Origin of the sequence: Bosea sp. PAMC 26642, assembly GCF_001562255.1 — a bacterium.
Lineage (GTDB): Bacteria > Pseudomonadota > Alphaproteobacteria > Rhizobiales > Beijerinckiaceae > Allobosea.
In genome coordinates, this window is record NZ_CP014301.1 from 1,493,427 (window position 1) to 1,512,599 (window position 19,173).

The 19,173-nt window shown below is 65.5% G+C and carries 15 protein-coding genes; 14 read left to right on the plus strand and 1 reads right to left on the minus strand.

Features of this window, described 5'->3' with window-relative positions:
- Nucleotides 1–21: 21 nt before the first annotated feature.
- Nucleotides 22–1,899 carry an ABC-F family ATP-binding cassette domain-containing protein gene (locus AXW83_RS07020; RefSeq protein ID WP_066611831.1) on the minus strand — a complete coding sequence of 626 codons (1,878 nt, stop codon included), beginning with the start codon at nt 1,897–1,899 and terminating at the stop codon, nt 22–24.
- A gap of 155 nt (nt 1,900–2,054) precedes the next feature.
- On the opposite strand from AXW83_RS07020, the gene AXW83_RS28025 reads away from it, so the two are divergent.
- The 14 genes from AXW83_RS28025 (at nt 2,055) to frr (ending at nt 19,133) form a co-directional block, all read left to right on the plus strand.
- Nucleotides 2,055–2,177, plus strand: coding sequence for a hypothetical protein (locus tag AXW83_RS28025; RefSeq protein ID WP_257722115.1), 123 nt, complete (start codon nt 2,055–2,057; stop codon nt 2,175–2,177).
- Between the two features lie 79 nt (nt 2,178–2,256).
- Complete coding sequence (locus tag AXW83_RS07025) at nt 2,257–4,395, plus strand: methyl-accepting chemotaxis protein (protein WP_156639852.1); 2,139 nt, start codon at nt 2,257–2,259, stop codon at nt 4,393–4,395.
- A gap of 39 nt (nt 4,396–4,434) precedes the next feature.
- The gene (gene coaD, locus AXW83_RS07030) at nt 4,435–4,935 is read left to right on the plus strand and encodes a pantetheine-phosphate adenylyltransferase (RefSeq protein ID WP_066611833.1); all 501 of its coding nucleotides are present in this window, start codon (nt 4,435–4,437) and stop codon (nt 4,933–4,935) included.
- A gap of 130 nt (nt 4,936–5,065) precedes the next feature.
- On the plus strand, nt 5,066–6,397 hold the full coding sequence (gene proS, locus AXW83_RS07035; protein ID WP_066611834.1) for a proline--tRNA ligase: 1,332 nt from the start codon (nt 5,066–5,068) through the stop codon (nt 6,395–6,397).
- Nucleotides 6,394–7,698 (plus strand): lipoprotein-releasing ABC transporter permease subunit, encoded by a 1,305-nt coding sequence (locus AXW83_RS07040; protein WP_066611836.1) that lies wholly within the window; start codon nt 6,394–6,396, stop codon nt 7,696–7,698. The genes proS and AXW83_RS07040 overlap by 4 nt, the downstream gene beginning before the upstream one ends.
- 4 nt (nt 7,699–7,702) lie before the next feature.
- Entirely contained in the window at nt 7,703–8,392 is a 690-nt protein-coding gene (locus tag AXW83_RS07045) for an ABC transporter ATP-binding protein (RefSeq protein ID WP_066611840.1), read from the plus strand.
- A 378-nt stretch (nt 8,393–8,770) separates the two neighbouring features.
- Entirely contained in the window at nt 8,771–12,247 is a 3,477-nt protein-coding gene (gene dnaE / locus AXW83_RS07050) for a DNA polymerase III subunit alpha (RefSeq protein WP_066620018.1), read from the plus strand.
- Nucleotides 12,248–12,404: 157 nt separating this feature from the next.
- Nucleotides 12,405–13,133: an FkbM family methyltransferase gene (locus tag AXW83_RS07055; protein ID WP_066611843.1), complete on the plus strand. Its 729-nt coding sequence runs from the start codon at nt 12,405–12,407 to the stop codon at nt 13,131–13,133.
- Complete coding sequence (pncA, locus tag AXW83_RS07060) at nt 13,130–13,858, plus strand: bifunctional nicotinamidase/pyrazinamidase (RefSeq protein ID WP_066611845.1); 729 nt, start codon at nt 13,130–13,132, stop codon at nt 13,856–13,858. Before AXW83_RS07055 ends, pncA begins: the two co-directional genes overlap by 4 nt.
- A gap of 16 nt (nt 13,859–13,874) precedes the next feature.
- Nucleotides 13,875–15,278: an amidase gene (locus AXW83_RS07065; RefSeq protein ID WP_082766994.1), complete on the plus strand. Its 1,404-nt coding sequence runs from the start codon at nt 13,875–13,877 to the stop codon at nt 15,276–15,278.
- A gap of 214 nt (nt 15,279–15,492) precedes the next feature.
- Nucleotides 15,493–16,500: a 30S ribosomal protein S2 gene (locus AXW83_RS07070; RefSeq protein ID WP_066611850.1), complete on the plus strand. Its 1,008-nt coding sequence runs from the start codon at nt 15,493–15,495 to the stop codon at nt 16,498–16,500.
- A 200-nt stretch (nt 16,501–16,700) separates the two neighbouring features.
- Nucleotides 16,701–17,624, plus strand: a complete 924-nt coding sequence (gene tsf, locus AXW83_RS07075) for a translation elongation factor Ts (protein WP_066611852.1) — start codon at nt 16,701–16,703, stop codon at nt 17,622–17,624.
- 129 nt (nt 17,625–17,753) lie between these two features.
- Complete coding sequence (gene pyrH / locus AXW83_RS07080) at nt 17,754–18,461, plus strand: UMP kinase (RefSeq protein ID WP_066611854.1); 708 nt, start codon at nt 17,754–17,756, stop codon at nt 18,459–18,461.
- A gap of 108 nt (nt 18,462–18,569) precedes the next feature.
- Nucleotides 18,570–19,133, plus strand: a complete 564-nt coding sequence (gene frr, locus AXW83_RS07085; RefSeq protein ID WP_066620021.1) for a ribosome recycling factor — start codon at nt 18,570–18,572, stop codon at nt 19,131–19,133.
- The last annotated feature ends 40 nt before the right edge of the window (nt 19,134–19,173 follow it).

Sequence of the window (19,173 nt, forward strand, 5' to 3'; positions counted from 1 at the left end):
GCCCGACCATGACGAGCGTGATTAGGCGCTCTCCAGCTCCGAGCTTAGCTCCAGCCATTCCTCTTCGGCCGCCGACAAGGTCTTGGCCAGCACCGCGCGCTGTTTCGACAGTTCCCGCGCCTTGTTCGGGTCGCGCGCAAAAGCCGAGCCGTTGCCGAGCACGCCGTCGACCTTCTCGATCAATCCCGTCAGCTTGGCGATCTTCGCTTCCGCAAGATTGAGCTTCTGACGCAGCGGCCCTTGCGCCACGCGCTTGACCGCCGCGCCCTTGCGCTCCTCGGCCTTGCCGCTGGCGGCGGCAGCCTCCGGCGCGGCCTTTTCGCGCCTGGCCGCCTTGCCGCCGCCGAGCACGAGGCTGCGATAGTCCTCCATGTCGCCGTCGAAGTTCTTCACCGTGCCGTCGCCGACGATCCAGAGCCGGTCGGCGCAGGATTCGATCAGGAAGCGATCGTGGCTGACGAGGATCACGGCGCCGGGATAATCGTTGATCGCGTTGACCAGCGCCGTGCGGCTGTCGATGTCGAGATGGTTGGTGGGCTCGTCTAGGATCAGCAGATGCGGGCCACCGAAGGCCGCAAGACCCAGCATCAGCCGCGCCTTCTCGCCGCCCGAGAGGTTCTTGACCGGCGTCTCGGCCTTCTGTGCCGGAAAGCCGATCTGGGCCGCCTTGGAACGCACCTTGGCCTCGGGCGCATCGGGCATCAGGTCGCGGATATGGGCGACTGGTGTATCCTCCATCCGCAATTCGTCGAGCTGGTGCTGGGCGAAATACGCCGTCTCCAGCTTCGACGATTTGCGCATTTCGCCCGACAGCGGCGGTAACCGTCCGCCGATCAGCTTGCAGAAGGTCGACTTGCCGTTGCCGTTCGAGCCGAGCAGGGCGATGCGGTCGTCGGGCAGCAGCGTCAGGTTGAGCTTCGAGAGCACCTTGCGTTCGCCATAGCCGGCGCTGGCATCGTTCAGCACGATCATCGGCGGCGCCAGCGGCCGCTCCGGCCCCGGCAGGCTGAACGGCTGCACGTCGCGATCGACGATGGTCGCGATCGACTCCATCTTCTCCAACCGCTTCACTCGCGACTGCGCCTGACGCGCCTTCGAGGCCTTGGCCTTGAAGCGGTCGACGAAGGCCTGGAGATGCTTGCGCTCGGCGTCCTGCTTCTCCTTGGCCTTGGAGAGCTGCATCTGCTTTTCGGCGCGCTGCCTGGCGAAGGATGTGTAGCCGCCGCGATAGATCGTCAGCTTGCCGCCATCGAGATGCAGGATGTGATCGACGCAGGTGTCGAGCAGTTCGCGATCATGGCTCACGACCAGCACGGTGTGCGGATAGCGCTCGAGATAATCGTAGAGCCAGAGCGTGCCCTCGAGATCGAGATAGTTGGTCGGCTCGTCGAGCAGCAGCAGGTCGGGTTCGGAGAATAGCACCGCCGCCAGCGCTACGCGCATACGCCAGCCGCCGGAGAAGTCCGAGCAGGGCCGCTGCTGCGCTTCCTCGTCGAAGCCCAGCCCGTGCAGCACGGTCGCGGCGCGTGCCGGCGCGGAATGCGCGTTGATGTCGGCCAGCCGCGTCTCGATCTCCGCGATGCGGTGCGGATCCTTCGCCGTCTCCGATTCCGCCATCAGCGCGGCGCGCTCGGTATCGGCCGCCAGCACGACCTCGATCAGCGTTTCCGGCCCGCCGGGAGCCTCCTGCGCCACGCCGCCGATCCGCATGCCGCGTGGCATCCCGATCGTGCCGCCCTCGGGCGAGAGGTCGCCGGTGATGATATGGAACAGGGTCGTCTTGCCGGTGCCGTTGCGGCCGACGAGCCCGACGCGCGAACCATCGGGCAAGGATGCGCTGGCCTTGTCGAGCAAAAGCCTCTCGCCGAGACGATATGTGATGTCGCTGATCGTGAGCATGGCTGCGGTTTAGGCGGGAAACCGGCCATAACGCAATCGCGAAACGGCACTGCAACACGCAATCATGCTTTCGCCACAGTCTCGCCATGCCGGGGCCAGCCCCGCACCTCACGCAAGGACAACCAAGTCTCGTCCCGATTCGGCAAGGTCAGGCCATGCAGATCGATAATCGTCTCACCAGTCAGCGCCGTTCTTCAGTTGCGGCTCTGCTTCTCGTCTTCTTCGCTCTCGTGGCAGGCAGCGCCGCCGCGCTGGCGGCACTCGTCCCGCTGCCTTGAGGGGCGGCTTCAACGAACGTTAACGCAAGGGTGATGAACTGCGCCAAATTCTAAAAGATGACGGGCGGGGATTCAGGACGTGTTCAGCCTCAGAGTTAGGCTACCGGTCGCCATGCTCGCATTGGCGTGTCTGGCTGCTCTCGTAGTCGGCGGCTCTGGTTACATCGCCGCGGAAAAATGGGCGCGGGAGGCAGCCAGCGGTCGGCTGAGCGCGCTGGCGGAAGGCCATGTGCGAGCGATCGAACATCGCTGGTCGCAACTGCAGTCCGAACTCTCCGTCCATGCGAGCAGCGCCTACACCGTCTCCACGCTGGAGGAGATCGGGAAATGGATGGAACTCGGCGCATACGACCGAAAGGCCATCCAGACGCATTATCAGGGCGACGGATTTCTCTCCGAAGACGAGCGCATTGCCCGCACGGGGCGCAATCACCATCACGGCTATTCCTGGCGGCATGTCCCGATCCACGAGACCTATCGCGCGGCGCTGAAGCAGTTCGACTACGCCGAAATTTATCTGATCTCGGACAAGGGTCGCATCATCTACAGCGTGACGAAAGGCCCCGAATTCGGCCGTCTCGTCAGCGAGCCGGAATTTGCCGAAACGGGCCTCGGCCAAGTCTTCGCGGCAGCCCGGACATTGCCGCCCGGTGAGCAGGTGGTGGTCGATTTTGCTCCTTACGCCCCGGTCGGCGGCGAACCGCGTGCCTTTCTGGCCGCTCCTTTCCGCAGCGAAGAATTAGACTCCGACCGCCCGGCGGGCGTGTTCGTCATCGCCGTGAATGCCAGGCTGATCGACTCCGTCATAGCGGCCAGTGCCAGCGGCTCGCGCGATATCGGCGTCTATGTGGTCGGCGCCGACGGCTTCATGCGCTCCAACCCCGCTGCCCGCCGCAGCGCCTCGGCGCCAGGCGAAACGCTCGACAAGGACCGCATCGCATCCACCTCCGGAGACACGATCCGGCACATGGCAAGCCGTGATGGCGAGCCGTTGGTGGTGACCGCACGGTCGATGCGGATCGGCAACTTCTCCTGGCTGCTCTGGCTGACTGAACCGGAGGCCACGGCCTTTGCCGTAGTCGGCAAGATCAACCGGGCCATCGTCACGGCGGGCCTCATGGCGCTGGGACCACTTCTGCTGGTGGCGCTGCTTCTTGGTCTTTCGGTCGCTCGGCCTATTGCGGGCCTGTCGCACGCTCTGGCCGGGGTGGCGGCAGGCCGCACCGACCTGCGCATACCCGGCGCACAGCGCAAGGACGAGATCGGGGCCATCGCTGGCTCGGTCCAGCGCATTCGCGAAAACATGATCGAAGAGGAACGCGCCCGGCTGCGCGAGCGCGAGGAGCGCGACGATGAGGAGCAGCGCCAGCGCGGCGCCCTTCTTGCCGACCTTGCTTCCGACCTCGAACGTTCGATCCTGAGCGTCACCACCGCGATTTCGGCGGCGGCGGGTGAACTCGGCCTCACCGCCAACGACCTTTCTGACAGCGCCCACCAGACGCAGGTCAATGCCGGCACGGTCCATCAATCGACCTCGCGCGCCGTTTTCAGCATGAGTTCGATCGAAGAGGCTGCGCGCGACCTGCGACTTGCGATCGACCGGCTCGACGACGACGTCCAGACCTCGGACCGTTCGGCCCGCTCGGCGCGCGACTATGCCGACGAGATGGGTACGATCGTAGACTCGCTTGCGAGTGGCGCGGCCCGTGTCTCCGACGTCATCGGCCTGATCTCGGACATTGCTGCCCAGACCAACCTGCTCGCCCTCAACGCCACGATCGAGGCCGCGCGCGCCGGCGAGGCGGGACGGGGCTTTGCCGTGGTGGCATCCGAGGTCAAGGGTCTCTCCGGCCAAACCGCACGCGCCATCGAGGATATCTCCCGCCAGATCGCCGGCATGAACGAGGCCACGGGTGCGACCGTCGATGCGATCGCCGGGATACGCGGCATGATCGGCGGCCTGAGCGACGCCATGCAGCGGACTGCCAAGACCATGCGCCATCAGCACGGCGTTACCCATGCCATCGTCGCCGATGTCGGCGTCGCGACGGACGAGTTCAGCCGCATCGGCGATGCCACGAGTCTGGTTTCGTCGGCATCGCAGCAGACCTCGGAAGCCGCCGCCGCCGTATTGCGAGCATCATCCGACCTCGCCGGGCTGGCGCAGTCGCTGAAATCGCGCGTCGATCAGTTCATCCTTCAGGTCCGGGCCGCCTAGCGCTTGTCGGCCTGCCGCCCAGGCGCTAACGCTTGAGCCATGAGCCGCACCGCCTTCTATGCCGGGTCGTTCGACCCCGTCACCAATGGACATGTCGATGTCATCGCCGGGGCCTGCCGGCTCTGCGACCGGCTCGTCCTCGCCATCGGCGTTCATCCTGGCAAGGCGCCGATCTTTTCCGCGGAGGAACGTGCTGATCTCCTGCGCGAGGTCGCCGGACCGATCGCCGCCGCGGCTGGCGTGACGATCGAGGTCGTGACCTTCGATCACCTGACCGTTCGGGCTGCCCGCGAGGCCGGAGCGACGCTGATGATCCGGGGCCTGCGCGATGCGACCGATTTCGACTATGAAATGCAGCTCTCGGGTATGAACGAGGCCATGGACGGCGAACTGCAGACCGTCTTCCTGCCCGCCTCCGCCTCCGTCAGGCACATCACGGCGACGCTGGTGCGCCAGATCGCCAGCATGGGCGGCGACGTATCGCCCTTTGTCCCACCTGCGGTCGATGCCCGGCTGAAGCTGAAATTCAGCGCCCGCTGAGCCGTTATCCCGCCGTCGCGCCGGATGCGACATAGCCTGCTGCTTGCAATTTCACCGCCGCAATGGTGTCTCTGGCACGACTGACTCGCGTCCCGGCGACGCGACTCCACACCGCTCCACGAGTTCGTTCATGCGCCTTTCCCGCTATTTCCTGCCGCTGCTGCGCGACACGCCCAAAGAGGCCGAGATCGTCTCGCATCGGCTGATGCTGCGCGCCGGCATGATCCGCCAGCAATCGGCCGGCATCTATTCCTGGCTGCCGCTGGGCCTGCGCGTCCTCAACAAGATCAGTGCCGTGGTGCGTGAGGAGCAGAACCGCTCCGGCGCCGTCGAGATCCTGATGCCGACGATCCAGTCGGCCGATCTCTGGCGCGAGAGCGGGCGCTACGACGCCTATGGCAAGGAGATGCTACGCATCAAGGACCGCCATGACCGCGACATGCTCTACGGCCCGACCAACGAGGAGATGGTCACCGACATCTTCCGGTCCTATGTGAAGTCCTACAAGGACCTGCCGCTCAACCTCTACCACATCCAGTGGAAATTCCGCGACGAGGTTCGCCCCCGTTTCGGCGTCATGCGCGGCCGCGAGTTCCTGATGAAGGATGCCTATTCCTTCGATATCGACAAGGATGCGGCCCGCCACGCCTATAACCGCATGTTCACGGCCTATCTGCGGACGTTCGCGCGGCTCGGCCTGAAGGCGATCCCGATGCGGGCCGATACCGGGCCGATCGGCGGCGATCTCAGCCACGAATTCATCGTTCTGGCCTCGACTGGCGAGAGCGAGGTCTTCTGCCATAAGGACTATCTCGACTTCGAGACCCCCGCGATCGACACCGATTTCGACAGCGTCGAGGGTTTGCAGGCTGTTGTCGACAAATGGACGAGCCTCTACGCCGCGACCGACGAGATGCACGAGAAAGACGCCTATGAGGCGATCCCCGCCGACAAGCAGCTTTCGGCGCGCGGCATCGAGGTCGGCCACATCTTCTACTTCGGCACGAAATACTCCGATCCCATGGGCGCGACGGTGGCCGGCCCCGATGGCCAGAACCTGCCCGTCCATATGGGCTCCTACGGCATCGGACCGAGCCGGCTGGTCGCGGCCCTGATCGAGGCCGGCCATGACGACAACGGCATTATCTGGCCCGACGAGATCGCGCCCTTCGACGTCGCGGTGCTCAACCTCAAGCAGGGCGACGCCGCCACCGACGCCGCCTGCGACCAGCTCTACAAGTCGCTGCTCTCCAAGGGCTACGACGCGCTCTACGACGACACCGACACACGGCCCGGCGGAAAATTCGCCACTGCCGACCTGATCGGCGTGCCTTGGCAGATCATCGTCGGTCCCAAAGGGCTGACTGAGGGCAAGGTCGAGATCAAGCGACGCGCCGGCGGCGAGAAGGAGATCGTCGCGCTGGACGCTGCGCTCGACCGCTTCAAGGGCAAGGCGGCGTGAACGTCGCCGCGGACACACCCGTCGCCGCCGAGCGCGACCAGCCTACCGGGACCCGCCCTTTCGCCGGTTTCGAATGGCTGCTCGCCGGTCGCTATCTGCGCACCCGCCGCCGCGAGGGCTTCGTCTCGGTCATCGCCGGCTTCTCGTTCCTCGGCATCTTGCTCGGCGTCGCGACGCTGATCATCGTGATGTCCGTGATGAACGGCTTCCGCAAGGAACTGCTGGAGAAGATCGTCGGCGTGAACGGCCACATCTTTGCCACCCCGATCGACCGCCCGCTCGACGACTACATGGCCGTCGCTGAGCGACTGCGGAAGATCAAGGGCATCAAGCTCGCGATCCCGCTGGTCGAGGGCCAGGCGCTGGCCTCGTCGCAATATGCCAATGGCGGCGTGCTGGTACGCGGTATCAGCGAGGCCGACATCAAGTCGATCCCCTTCGTCGGCGGCAACATCAGGCGCGGCACGCTTGACGGTTTCGACACCGCCGGCGGCGTCGCTATCGGCAAGCGTTTGGCCGACCAGCTGTCGCTGCAGGCGGGCGACTCGATCACGATCGTCACCCCGCGCGGCGCCTCGACCCCGTTCGGCACTGCGCCGCGCATCAAAGCCTATCCGGTGCAGGCAGTCTTCGAGATCGGCATGACCGAGTTCGACGGCTCCTTCGTCTTCATGCCGCTGACCGAAAGCCAAGCCTATTTCAACCGCGACGGCGACGTGAACGTCATCGAGATCTTCGTCGACGATCCCGACAAGACGCAGGCCGTACGCGACGCGATCGAGGCCGATGCGCCGCGCCCGCTCGTGCTCTCGGACTGGCGCCAGCGCAACCGCACCTTCTTCAATGCGCTGGAGGTCGAGCGCAACGTCATGTTCATCATCCTGACCTTGATCGTGCTGGTCGCGGCGTTGAACATCGTCTCCGGCCTGATCATGCTGGTGAAGGACAAGACCGCCGACATCGCGATCATGCGGACCATGGGCGCGACGCGCGGCACCGTCCTGCGCGTCTTTCTGATAACCGGGGCCGCGATCGGCGTCTTCGGCACGCTCGCGGGCCTCGGACTCGGGATCGTCTTCGCCAACAACATCAAGTCGATCACGGCCGGGATCAACTGGCTGTTCGGCGCCAATCTCTGGGACCCGACGGTGCGCTTCCTGAGTGACGTCCCGTCCGTCATCGACTGGCGCGAGGTCGCCAGCGTCGTCATGATGGCGCTCGTTCTCTCGCTGCTGGCGACGCTCTATCCGGCCTGGAAAGCGGCGCGTCTCGACCCCGTCCAGGCACTGAGGATGGGCTGAGCGAATGGCACGCGAAACGCCCGCGCTCTTCCTGTCTCAGGTCGAGCGCTATTATCCCCAGAGCGACGCCCCGCTGGAAATCCTGCGCAAGGCCGATTTCGCGCTCTGGCCCGGCGAGCTTGTGGCGCTTGTAGCCCCCAGCGGCACCGGCAAGTCGACGCTGCTGCATGTCGCCGGTCTGCTCGAAAAGCCCGATTCCGGCGAGGTCTTCGTCGGCGGGCTCGCCACGACCAAGCTCGACGACAAGGGCCGCACCCGCCTGCGCCGCACCGAGATCGGCTTCGTCTACCAGTTCCACCATTTGCTGCCTGAGTTCACGGCGCTGGAGAACGTCGTGCTGCCCCAGCGCATCCGCGGCCTGTCCAAGGGCGAAGCCGAGACTCGGGCGACCGAACTCCTGACCTTCCTCGGCCTCGGCGAGCGTCTCGACCATCTGCCCGGCGAGCTTTCGGGCGGCGAACAGCAGCGCGTCGCCATCGGCCGCGCCGTCGCCAATGCGCCGCGCCTGCTGCTGGCCGACGAGCCGACCGGCAATCTCGACCCGCAAACGGCGCTGCACGTCTTCAACACGCTGGTCGCTCTGGCCCGCGCCTCGGGGCTCGCGGCCCTGATCGCGACGCACAATCTCGATCTCGCCCGACGCATGGACCGGCAGGTGACGATCCGCGACGGCCATGTCGTGCCGCTCGACTAACTCACGGGTTCCAGCCGCGCCGCTAACTCCACTTAACCTCTGATTAACTGTTCGGCCGGAACGCGACCTCCGATTGACCTATCGGCATTGACGAGAACAAAACATGAATTAAAAACAGACATAGATAGAACATTGGAGATGAACATGGTTTTGGCACGCAAACTGGCAGCCGGCTTGGCAGAGCTCACGGCACTCGGCCTTTTCTTCGGGATGATCTGGATCTGGGCAGCGCTGATTGCTGCGCCGGGCGTCTGAACAATCCACAGGCGGCGCCGCGACCGGCATCAAATCTCTCGACGCCTGCAAGCGCCGGCTCCAAGAATGCGGCTCACCATCAACGAGTCGCGCTGCCTTCGGAGCGGCGGGGAGGACGCCGAGATGAGCCGCGATCACGACGAATCCCGCATCCTGAGAGACGTCGGCTTCGTCCATCTCCATGTCCATTCCAGCTACTCGCTGCTGGAAGGCGCCATGACCGTCGCAACGATCGCCAAGATGGCGGCGGCCGACGGCCAGCCGGCGCTGGCGCTGACCGATACCAACAACCTGTTCGGTGCACTCGAATTCTCTGAAAAGCTCGCCGGCTCCGGCCTCCAGCCGATCGCCGGCGTCCAGCTCTCGGTCGATTTCGCCGACGAGGCCGAAGGCGGCCGCAAGCCGCTAAATCAGGACGTGCCCCATATCGTCCTGCTCGCTATGAACGAGGCCGGCTACGTCAACCTGATGAAGCTGGTGACGGAGGCCTGCATCGCCAGCGGCGGTTCGGGACAGCCGCTCTCGACGATAGAGCGTCTTGCGGCCCATCACGAAGGCCTGATCGCCCTGACCGGCGGCTATGGCGGGCCGCTCGATTCGGCTCTGCGGGCAGGGCAGGCGGCGCAGGCCAAGGGACGGCTCGCCGCACTCGCCACGATCTTCGGCGACCGGCTCTATGTCGAGATCCAGCGTCACGCCCGCGATGGGCAGGCCGCCATCGAGGCGCAGCTTCTCCGGCTCGCCTATGATTCCGATCTCGCGATCGTCGCGACCAACGAATCCTTCTTTGCCAAGCCCGCCGACTACGACGCTCATGATGCGCTGCTCGCCGTCGCGGCGGGCCGGCTCGTCTCCGACGGCGAGCGCCGGCGGGTGACGCCCGAGCATCATTTCGCCAGCCGCGCCGAGATGAAACGCCGCTTCGCCGATCTGCCGGAGGCGCTTGCCGCCACGGTCGAGATCGCCATGCGCTGCACCTGGCGCGTCGGGCTGCGCAAGCCGATCCTGCCGCGCTTCGGCGGCGAGAACGGCCTCGACGAAGCACTGGAACTCGATATCCAGGCCAAGCAGGGGCTGAAGGCGCGCCTCGAAAAACATGGGCCGTCAGCCGGCTTTTCTGTCCAAGACTATGAGGACCGGCTCGCCTTCGAGCTCTCGGTCATCGATCGCATGAAGTATCCCGGCTACTTCCTGATCGTCGCCGACTTCATCAAATGGGCCAAGGATCACGACATACCCGTCGGGCCTGGCCGCGGCTCCGGCGCAGGCTCGCTTGTCGCCTATGCGCTGACCATCACGGACGTCGATCCGCTGCGGTTCGGCCTGCTCTTCGAGCGCTTCCTCAACCCCGACCGCGTCTCGATGCCCGACTTCGACATCGACTTCTGCCAGGACCGGCGCGAAGAGGTGATCGACTACGTCCAGCGCCGCTACGGCAAGGAGCGCGTCGCCCAGATCATTACCTTCGGCACCCTGCTGGCGCGCGGCGTGCTGCGCGATGTCGGCCGCGTGCTGGAGATGCCTTACGGCCAGGTCGACAAGCTGACCAAGCTCGTGCCGCAAAACCCGGCCAAGCCGATCTCGCTGGTCGATGCGATCAAGGGTGAGCCGAAACTGCAGCAGGCAGCCGAGGAAGAGCCGATCGTCGCCCGCCTCCTCGAAATCGGCCAGAAGCTCGAAGGGCTGCATCGTCACGCCTCGACCCATGCGGCGGGCGTCGTCATCGGCGACCGACCGCTGGAAGAGCTTGTCGCGCTCTCGGTCGATCCGCGTACCGGCATGCGGGTGACGCAGTTCAACATGAAATGGGTCGAGCAGGCCGGCCTGGTGAAGTTCGACTTCCTCGGCCTCAAGACCCTGACCACGCTGACGACGGCGGTAAAACTGATCGCCCAGCGCGGCATTAGGGTCGATCTGGCGAGCCTGCCCTTCGACGACCCCAAGAGCTACGAGATGCTGGCGCGCGGCGAGGTCGTCGGCGTGTTCCAGGTGGAAAGCGCCGGCATGCGCCGCGCGCTGGTCGAGATGAAGGCCGACCGCATTGAGGATCTGATCGCGCTGGTCGCCCTCTACCGGCCGGGCCCGATGGACAACATCCCGAGTTATTGCCGCCGCAAGCTCGGGCAGGAGGCGCCGACCTATCTCCATCCCAAGATGGAGCCGATCCTGTCCGAGACGCATGGCATCATCGTCTACCAGGAGCAGGTGATGCAGGTGGCTCAGGCTCTCTCGGGCTATTCGCTGGGCGAGGCGGACCTGCTGCGCCGCGCCATGGGCAAGAAGATCAAGTCGGAGATGGACGCCCAGCGCGACCGCTTCGTCCGCGGAGCCGTCGAGGGCGGCATGACCAAGGACATCGCGTCGGAGATCTTCGATCTTCTGGCGAAATTCGCCGATTACGGCTTCAACAAGAGCCATGCGGCGGCCTATGCCGTCGTCGCCTTCCAGACCGCCTATCTCAAGGCGAATTACCCGGTCGAGTTCATGGCGGCCTCGATGACGCTCGACATGGGCAACACCGACAAGCTCTCGGAATTCCGCCGCGACGCCGAGCGCATGGGCATCACGGTCGAACGCCCGGCGATCAACCGCTCCGGCGTCGCGTTCGACGTCGCCGACGGCGCGATCTTCTATGCGCTGGCCGCCATCAAGGGCGTCGGCGGAGCCGCCGTCGAGGCGATCGTGGCGGCGCGCCAGGCTGGCGGCCCGTTCAAGGACCTCGCCGACTTCGCCCGCCGCATCGATGCCAAGCTGGTCAACCGCCGCACCATCGAGGCGCTGATCGCGGCCGGCGCGCTCGACGAGATCGAACCGGAACGGGCGAGGGCGGTCGCGGCGATCGACGGCATGCTGGCACTCTCCAACCGCACCCGCGACGAGGCCGCAGCCGGCCAGAACGATTTTTTCAGCGGCGGCATGGTCACCGAGGCCTTCCGCATACCCTCGGTCGAGCCCTGGTCGCCGGCCGAGCGGCTCCGGCGCGAGCACGATGCCGTCGGCTTCTTCCTTTCGGGCCACCCGCTCGACGATTATGAGCATGTGCTGAAGCGGCTGCGCGTCCAGCGCTTCGCCGACTTCGCCCAGACGGTGCGCGCCAACGGCACCTCGGTCGCCAAGGTCGCGGTGTCCGTCATCGACAAGTCGGAGCGGCGCACCAAATCGGGCTCCAAGATGGGCATCGTCCAGCTCTCGGACCAGAGCGGGCAGTTCGAGGCAATCCTGTTCTCGGAAGGGCTGCAGCGCTACCGCGACCTGCTGGAGCCGGGCCGGGCGCTGGTGCTGCGGCTCTCGGCCGTGCTCGACGGTGAGGAGGTCAGGCCGCGTATCGAAGATGTCGAGGTCCTCGACGATCTCGCCGCCCGCCAGAAGCAGGATCTCCTGGTCTATCTGCGCGACGACAAGGCGCTCGCCTCGATCGCCGAACGGGTCAGGCCGCGCGGCGACGGCCTCAAGGCCGAGGGCAAGATCGCGCTGGTCATGATCCTGGACGAAGGCGCGCAGGAGGTCGAGATCGAACTGCCCGGAAAATATCCGGTCAACCAGCAGATCGCCAACGCGGTGCGCGCTGCACCCGGCGTCGTCAGCGTCGAGCTGCGCTGAGACCTTCGACCGGGGTGTCATTCCTTGTTCGGCCGACAGGCCTTGTGCAGGCCGGGGAGCAATGCTTTCTGGTGGAGCGGAGAAAAAGCGGGCTGTCCGAAGCAGGAATCTGCTTTCATCGTCGGGCGGGACGCGACACGCATGCCGGGGGGCTGAAGTGAAGCATTACATCGCGCATATCCCGATGAGCCTCGTCGTGCCCGATGCGATGCATTGGGCCATCAAGGATGTGCTGCAAGGCGAATACGAGGCGGGTTTCGACGGCGTCGGCCTCGATATCCTCGATGTCGGGGCCAATGTCGGGTCGTTTGCGCTGTGGGCGACCGCGCGCTGGCCGGGCAGCATGGTCACGTCCTACGAGCCCCATCCCGGCACCTTCGAGTTCCTCAAGCGCAACACTCAATCGCGGCGCGACATCGTGCCGGTCAATGCGGCGCTATTTCCAGGCGGCAAGGCGACCGCGAGCTTCGTCAGCCGTTTCGCCGGCGACGGCGAATCCGGCCTGGCGTCCTATGCCGGCGACACCTTCGTGGCCGATGCCATGATCGAGCGCTACGAGGTCGCGGTCGTCGACCCTGCCAGCCTGCCCTCCGCGGACGTCGTCAAGATCGACATCGAAGGCGGCGAGGGCGACGTCCTGGACAGGATCGACCTGTCCAAGACCTCGCTGGTGCTGCTGGAATACCAGAACCGCAAGAACCGCGATCAGCTCGCGGCCCGCCTGAAGGCGGATTTCGACCTGATCGACACCGTCGAGCACATCTGGGACCCGCTGCTCGAACAGCGCTGCTACAGGCCCGACCTCGCCGGCGACGTCTATGGTCGCATGTTCGCCGTGCGCAAAGGCGTGACGCGGATGAGCCGCGCGCCCGGGAGGCATCCATGACCGACCGTTTCCAGATCGACCGGCGCCAGCTCATCACCGGCGCCACCATCCTGACGGCCACGGCTGCAATCTGCCCGCTCCAAGCGCAGGAGAACAAGATGATCGACGCCAGCACGGCTCTCATCGTCGTCGATGTCCAGAACGATTTCTGCCCCGGCGGCAATCTGGCCGTCTCGGGAGGAGACGAGGTCGTTGCCGTGATCAACGCGCTCGGCAAGCGCTTTTCGAGCATCGTGCTGACCCAGGACTGGCATCCCGCGGGCCACTCCTCCTTCGCGACGAGCCATCCGGGCAAGAAACCCTTCGAGCTGGTCCAGATGCCCTATGGCCCGCAGGTGCTCTGGCCCGAGCACTGCATCCAGGGCACGAAGGGCGCCGAGTTCCGCGCCGATCTCGACCTTCCGACAGCACAGACCATCATCCGCAAGGGCTATCGCCCGCAGATCGACAGCTATTCCGGCTTCATCGAGGCCGACCGCAAGACCCCCACGGGCCTGGGCGGCTATCTCAAGGAACGCGGTGTGACGCGCGCCGTCGTCGTCGGGCTGGCCACCGATTTCTGCGTCAGCTGGACAGCGCAGGACGCGGCGAAAGCGGGGCTGGAGACGCTGGTCGTCGAGGAAGCCTGCCGCGCCATCGACCTCAACGGTTCGCTGGCAAAGGCCTGGGCGGATATGACAGCGTTGGGGGTGAAGCGGGTGAAGGTTGCGGAGTTGTCCGGCTGAGGCTCAGGCCGTCCCGATGCGTGGTAACTTCGACATGGCCGAAAGCCCGTTGAGGCTTCGTCCTTTGCTTGCGAGCCTCAAGGACCGCGCGATCTCCTGCGAGGCGCTTGCAAAGCATTGCCTGAAGCAGGAGCAGACACATCGTGCTCTGAATGCCTTCATTCGTTTGAATCCCGTTCTACTCGAAGAGGCGAAGGCGCTCGACGACCGGCTGCGCGCTGGCGAGTTTCTGCCGCTTCATGGCATCCCGGTCGCGGTCAAAGACAACATCGAGACGGCCGGCATAGAAACCACGGGTGGGGCGGTAGCGCTTGCGGGCTACGTCCCGCGCGCCGACGCCTCGGTGGTCGCCAGGCTGAAGGCGGCCGGCGCACTGGTGGTCGGCAAGACCAATCTCGACGAACTGGCGGGTGCAGGCAGCACACTGAGCTCGCTTGGGGGTCGGACGCTGAACCCGTTCGATCCGCGTCGCACCCCGGCGGGCTCGTCGGGAGGTTCGGCCGTCGCGGTCGCCATCGGAGCGTGCGTTCTGGCGTTGGGAACGGAAACGGTCAACTCCATCCGCAATCCGGCCCATGTCTGCGGCGTCGCCGGCCTGCGGCCGACGCGCGGGCTCGTCGGCCTGTCGGGCGTCATTCCGGTTTCGCCGACGATGGATGTCGTAGGTCCGATGGGCGCCGGCGTCGAGGAACTGGCGACGATGCTGGGGGTCATGATCGGCCATGACGTCGGGCGGTTCGCGGCCGAGCGCTGGCCAAAGGTCGCCGGATTGCGGGTCGGCATCCTCCGGGGCCTGTTCGGCGCGGGAGCCGAGCACCATGCAATTAACGCCGCCCTGGAAACGTCCTTGCACCACTTGCATTCAGCCGGCGCGGTGCTGGTCGAGGTCGCCGATCCAGTTTTCGATTCCGGGCGGCTCTATCAGGATCTCGCCCTGCATGCTTATGAATTTCAGAGCGCATTCAACGGCTGGCTCTTGAGCCTCGAGGATGCCGCCCCCATCGCCGACTTCTGCGCCTATGTCGCTGATGGGCGTTGGCCAGCATCGACTATGAAAAGCTTGCTCGACACCGCCATGGCGACGCCCGACCCAGCGGCGAGCGATGGGTATCGCGCTAAACGGCATGCGATCGCCGATATGGCCGCTATGATGAACGATCTCGCCCGCAATCGTAGGCTCGACGCCTTCGCCTATCCGGCGCAGCAGCGCCCGGCCTTGCCAATCGGCGAACCGTCTCGGCCAGAGAGAAACGGCGTTCTTGCTTCGGCACTGGGCTGGCCGGCGTTGAACGTGCCAGTCGCCGCCATAGAGGCTGACGGGTTGAGTTTGCCGGTCGGCCTCGATCTGATGGCGCCACCGCTGAACGAGCCGACTTTGTTCGCTCTGGGGTATGCGATCGAAACGGCGATGCGACGCTAGGGATCGCGCGTTTGCCGCGCCGCCCGCGCGTTTGTCGCCGAGGACGCTGCAAACAATATCGCGCGACCTTGCATTCCCGCCCTATCCCCTGTATGGCGCAGCCCATCCCACATGGGGAGCACCGTCTCAGATCCTGAGACGTTCCGGTGACCTTGCAGCTCATGCTCGGTTATTCGCACCCCAGAGGCTCAACCGGTTAAGGACGTCACAGACCATGGCACTGCCAGATTTCTCCATGCGCCAGCTGCTCGAAGCCGGCGCCCATTTCGGCCACCAGTCGCATCGCTGGAACCCGAAAATGTCGCCCTACATCTTCGGCACCCGCAACAACATCCACATTCTCGATCTCTCGCAGTCGGTGCCGATGCTGTCGCGCGCCCTGCAGGCGGTTTCGGACACCGTCGCTCGCGGCGGCCGCGTCCTCTTCGTCGGCACCAAGCGCCAGGCCCAGGACGCCATTGCCGATGCGGCCAAGCGCTCGGCCCAGTATTATGTGAATTCGCGTTGGCTCGGCGGCATGCTGACCAACTGGAAGACCATCTCCGCTTCGATCCAGCGCCTGCGCAAGGTCGATGAGATGCTGAACGGCGCCAGCACCGGCCTGACCAAGAAAGAGCGCCTGATGCTGGCGCGCGAGCGCGACAAGCTCGAAAAGGCGCTCGGTGGCATCAAGGACATGGGCGGCACGCCCGACATGATCTTCGTGATCGACACCAACAAGGAAGCGCTCGCGATCAAGGAGGCCCAGCGCCTCGGTATCCCGGTTGCCGCCATCATCGATTCGAACTCCGATCCCGATGGCATCACCTTCCCGGTCCCGGCCAATGACGACGCCGGCCGCGCGATCCAGCTCTATTGCGATCTCGTCGCCCGTTCGGCGATCGACGGCATCTCGCGCGCCTCGGGCGATCACGGCATCGATATCGGTGCTGCCGAAGCCCCGGTCGTGGAGGAAGTCGTCGCCGAGCCCGCAGCGGCCGAATCCGTGGCGGCCTTCGAGCTGCTGACCGCTCCCCGCGGCGCGCCCGACGACCTGACCAAGCTTTCGGGCATGGGTCCCGACGCCGTGCAGAAGCTCAACGACGGCGGCGTCTACCATTTCTGGCAGGTCGCGGCGATGTCGCCGGCCGACGTCACCAAGCTCGACCACGATCTCAAGCTCGGCGGCAAGATCGAGCGCGAGGGCTGGGTTGCCCAGGCGCGCGAATTCGCCGACGCCTGATCTCGATGACCTGCGACGCGTCATCGGCGCGTCGCAGATCGCATTCTTGAGTGCGCTCGGACTCCAGTCGAGTGATTGTCGAAGACGCGCCGACGGCCGGAAACGGAGCGTCGGCGTTCTCCCATCACAAGAGCCGGCGAACGGATTTCAGTGGCAGCGCGCCCGGGCGCCCTGACCACATGACGATAAGGACAAGACAGATGGCTGCGATCACCGCCGCAATGGTGAAGGAACTCCGCGACAAGACCGGCGCGGGCATGATGGACTGCAAGACCGCGCTCTCGGCCGTCGATGGCGACATCGAGGCGGCGATCGACTGGCTGCGCACCAAGGGCCTCGCCAAGGCTGCCAAGAAGGCCGGCCGCGTCGCCGCCGAAGGCCTCGTCGCCGTTGTCGTCTCCGGCCATAGCGGCGTCGTCGTCGAGCTCAACTCCGAGACCGACTTCGTCGCCCGCAACCTGGAATTCCAGGCGCTGGCCCACGGCATCGCAAATGTCGCGCTGGAGCGCGGCGGCGATGCGGAAGCGGTTCTGGCGCATCACTATCCCGGCGGCGGCACGGTCGCCGATGCGATTGCCAATGCCATCTCCACCATCGGCGAGAACATGACGCTGCGCCGCGTCGCATCGCTCAAGGTCCATGCCGGCGTGATCGGCCAGTACGTTCACGGCGCAGTCGCCGACGGCCTCGGCAAGATCGGCGTCATCGTTGCGCTCGAATCGGCCGGCAAGGTCGAGGAACTGACGCTGCTCGGCCGCCAGCTCGCCATGCATGTCGCCGCGACCAACCCGGTCGCGCTGGATCTCGCCTCGGTCGATCCCGAGGTTCTGGCGCGCGAAAAGGCGATCCTGGCCGAGAAGAACGCCGGCAAGCCCGCCCATGTGCTCGAGAAGATCACCGAGAGCGGCCTGAAGAGCTACGCCAAGGAATACTGCCTGCTTGAGCAGGCCTATATCCATGACGGCTCGAAGTCCGTCGGCCAGATCCTCAAGGAAATCGAAGGCAAGGTCGGCGCTCCCGTGGCGCTGACGGGCTTTGCCCGCTTCGCGCTCGGCGAGGGCATCGAGAAGGAAGAGCAGGACTTCGCCGCGGAAGTGGCGGCGGCTGGCGGAACGACCGGCTGATTTCGGTTGATAGCATGACGAAAAGGCCGCGCATCGCGCGGCCTTTTTTGTAAGAAGGCCGGCGCGGCTGGAATCGCCGCAGCACGGACCAAGCCCAGATCGACCAAGCCTGAGACCGGGAGAGAGCTGATGAGACCCAAGCGCGTTCTTGTGAAGCTTTCCGGCGAAGCCCTTGCGGGACCGGCAGGATCGGGCCTCGATGGAGGCACGCTGACGGCGCTCGCGGCTGATATTTCCCATGCCGCGCGCGAGGGCGTCGAGATCGCCATCGTGGTCGGTGGCGGCAATTTCTTCCGCGGCGTGCAGGGACTGACCAAGGGGCTCGATCGGACAAGCGCCGATTCGATCGGCATGCTCGGCACTGTGATGAATGCGCTCGCGCTCGAACATGCCATCGACAGCGCCGGCGCCCCGGCGCGCGCCATGTCGGCGGTCCCGATGCCCTCGCTCTGCGAGAGCTATGCCCGCAAGCGCGCCCTCGACCACATGACCAACGGCAAGGTCGTCGTGCTCGGCGGCGGCACCGGAAACCCGTATTTCACCACCGACACAGGCGCCGCCCTGCGCGCGGCCGAACTCGGCTGCAGTCACCTTCTCAAGGCAACGCAGGTCGACGGGGTCTATACCGCCGATCCCAAGAAGGATCCGAGCGCGACGCGCTATGACACGCTGACCCATGCCGAGGCGATCCGTAAGGACCTCAAGGTGATGGACACGGCCGCCTTCGCGCTGGCGCGCGATGCCGGACTCACCATCGTCGTCTTTTCCATCGCGGAGACCGGTGCACTGGCTGCGGTCTTGCGCGGCGAGGGCAGGGCGACTTATGTGACGCCGTGACGCCACGAAGTATGAGACATTCCTGACCTTGCGGAATTCCTTGACCCTTCGGGGCCTCCCCGCCATGGTCGCGCCCGGTTCCGTATGATCTGCAAGGTCTTGAAGACGATGGCCCAGACAACTTTCGATCTCGCCGACGTGAAGCGCCGCATGCAGGGCGCGCTCACCTCCTTCAAGAGCGACCTCGCCTCGCTGCGCAGCGGGCGGGCGTCGGCCAACATGCTGGATCCGATCCAGGTCGAGGCCTATGGCGCCCGCTCGCCATTGAGCCAGCTCGCCACCGTCAGCGTGCCCGAGGCGCGCCTGCTCAGCGTCCAGGTCTGGGATCGCAGCATGGTCGGCCCCGTCGAGAAGGCGATCCGCGAATCCGATCTCGGCCTCAATCCCCAGACGGAGGGCCAGGTGCTGCGCATCCGAGTGCCGGAGCTGAACGAGCAGCGCCGCAAGGAAATGGTCAAGGTCGCCCATAAATACGCCGAGGAATCGAAGATCGCCGTGCGCCATGTCCGCCGCGACGCGATCGACATCATCAAGAAGGTCGAGAAGGACGGCGACTACACCAAGGACGACGTCACCCGCCAGTCCGACCTCGTCCAGAAGGCGACCGATCAGCACATCGCCGAGATCGACCAGGCGCTGGCGGTGAAGGAAAAGGAAATCCTGAGCGTCTGAGCCGCCGCGGCCGTTTTCAATACTGCGAGCAACCGGCGCA

Coding starts and splice junctions, on each gene's coding strand:
- AXW83_RS07020 (WP_066611831.1), bottom strand. CDS start 1,899: ATGCTCACGATCAGCGACATCACATATCGTCTCGGCGAGAGGCTTTTG.
- AXW83_RS28025 (WP_257722115.1), top strand. CDS start 2,055: ATGCAGATCGATAATCGTCTCACCAGTCAGCGCCGTTCTTCAGTTGCG.
- coaD (WP_066611833.1), top strand. CDS start 4,435: ATGAGCCGCACCGCCTTCTATGCCGGGTCGTTCGACCCCGTCACCAAT.
- proS (WP_066611834.1), top strand. CDS start 5,066: ATGCGCCTTTCCCGCTATTTCCTGCCGCTGCTGCGCGACACGCCCAAA.
- AXW83_RS07045 (WP_066611840.1), top strand. CDS start 7,703: ATGGCACGCGAAACGCCCGCGCTCTTCCTGTCTCAGGTCGAGCGCTAT.
- dnaE (WP_066620018.1), top strand. CDS start 8,771: ATGAGCCGCGATCACGACGAATCCCGCATCCTGAGAGACGTCGGCTTC.
- pncA (WP_066611845.1), top strand. CDS start 13,130: ATGACCGACCGTTTCCAGATCGACCGGCGCCAGCTCATCACCGGCGCC.
- AXW83_RS07065 (WP_082766994.1), top strand. CDS start 13,875: ATGCGTGGTAACTTCGACATGGCCGAAAGCCCGTTGAGGCTTCGTCCT.
- AXW83_RS07070 (WP_066611850.1), top strand. CDS start 15,493: ATGGCACTGCCAGATTTCTCCATGCGCCAGCTGCTCGAAGCCGGCGCC.
- tsf (WP_066611852.1), top strand. CDS start 16,701: ATGGCTGCGATCACCGCCGCAATGGTGAAGGAACTCCGCGACAAGACC.
- pyrH (WP_066611854.1), top strand. CDS start 17,754: ATGAGACCCAAGCGCGTTCTTGTGAAGCTTTCCGGCGAAGCCCTTGCG.
- frr (WP_066620021.1), top strand. CDS start 18,570: ATGGCCCAGACAACTTTCGATCTCGCCGACGTGAAGCGCCGCATGCAG.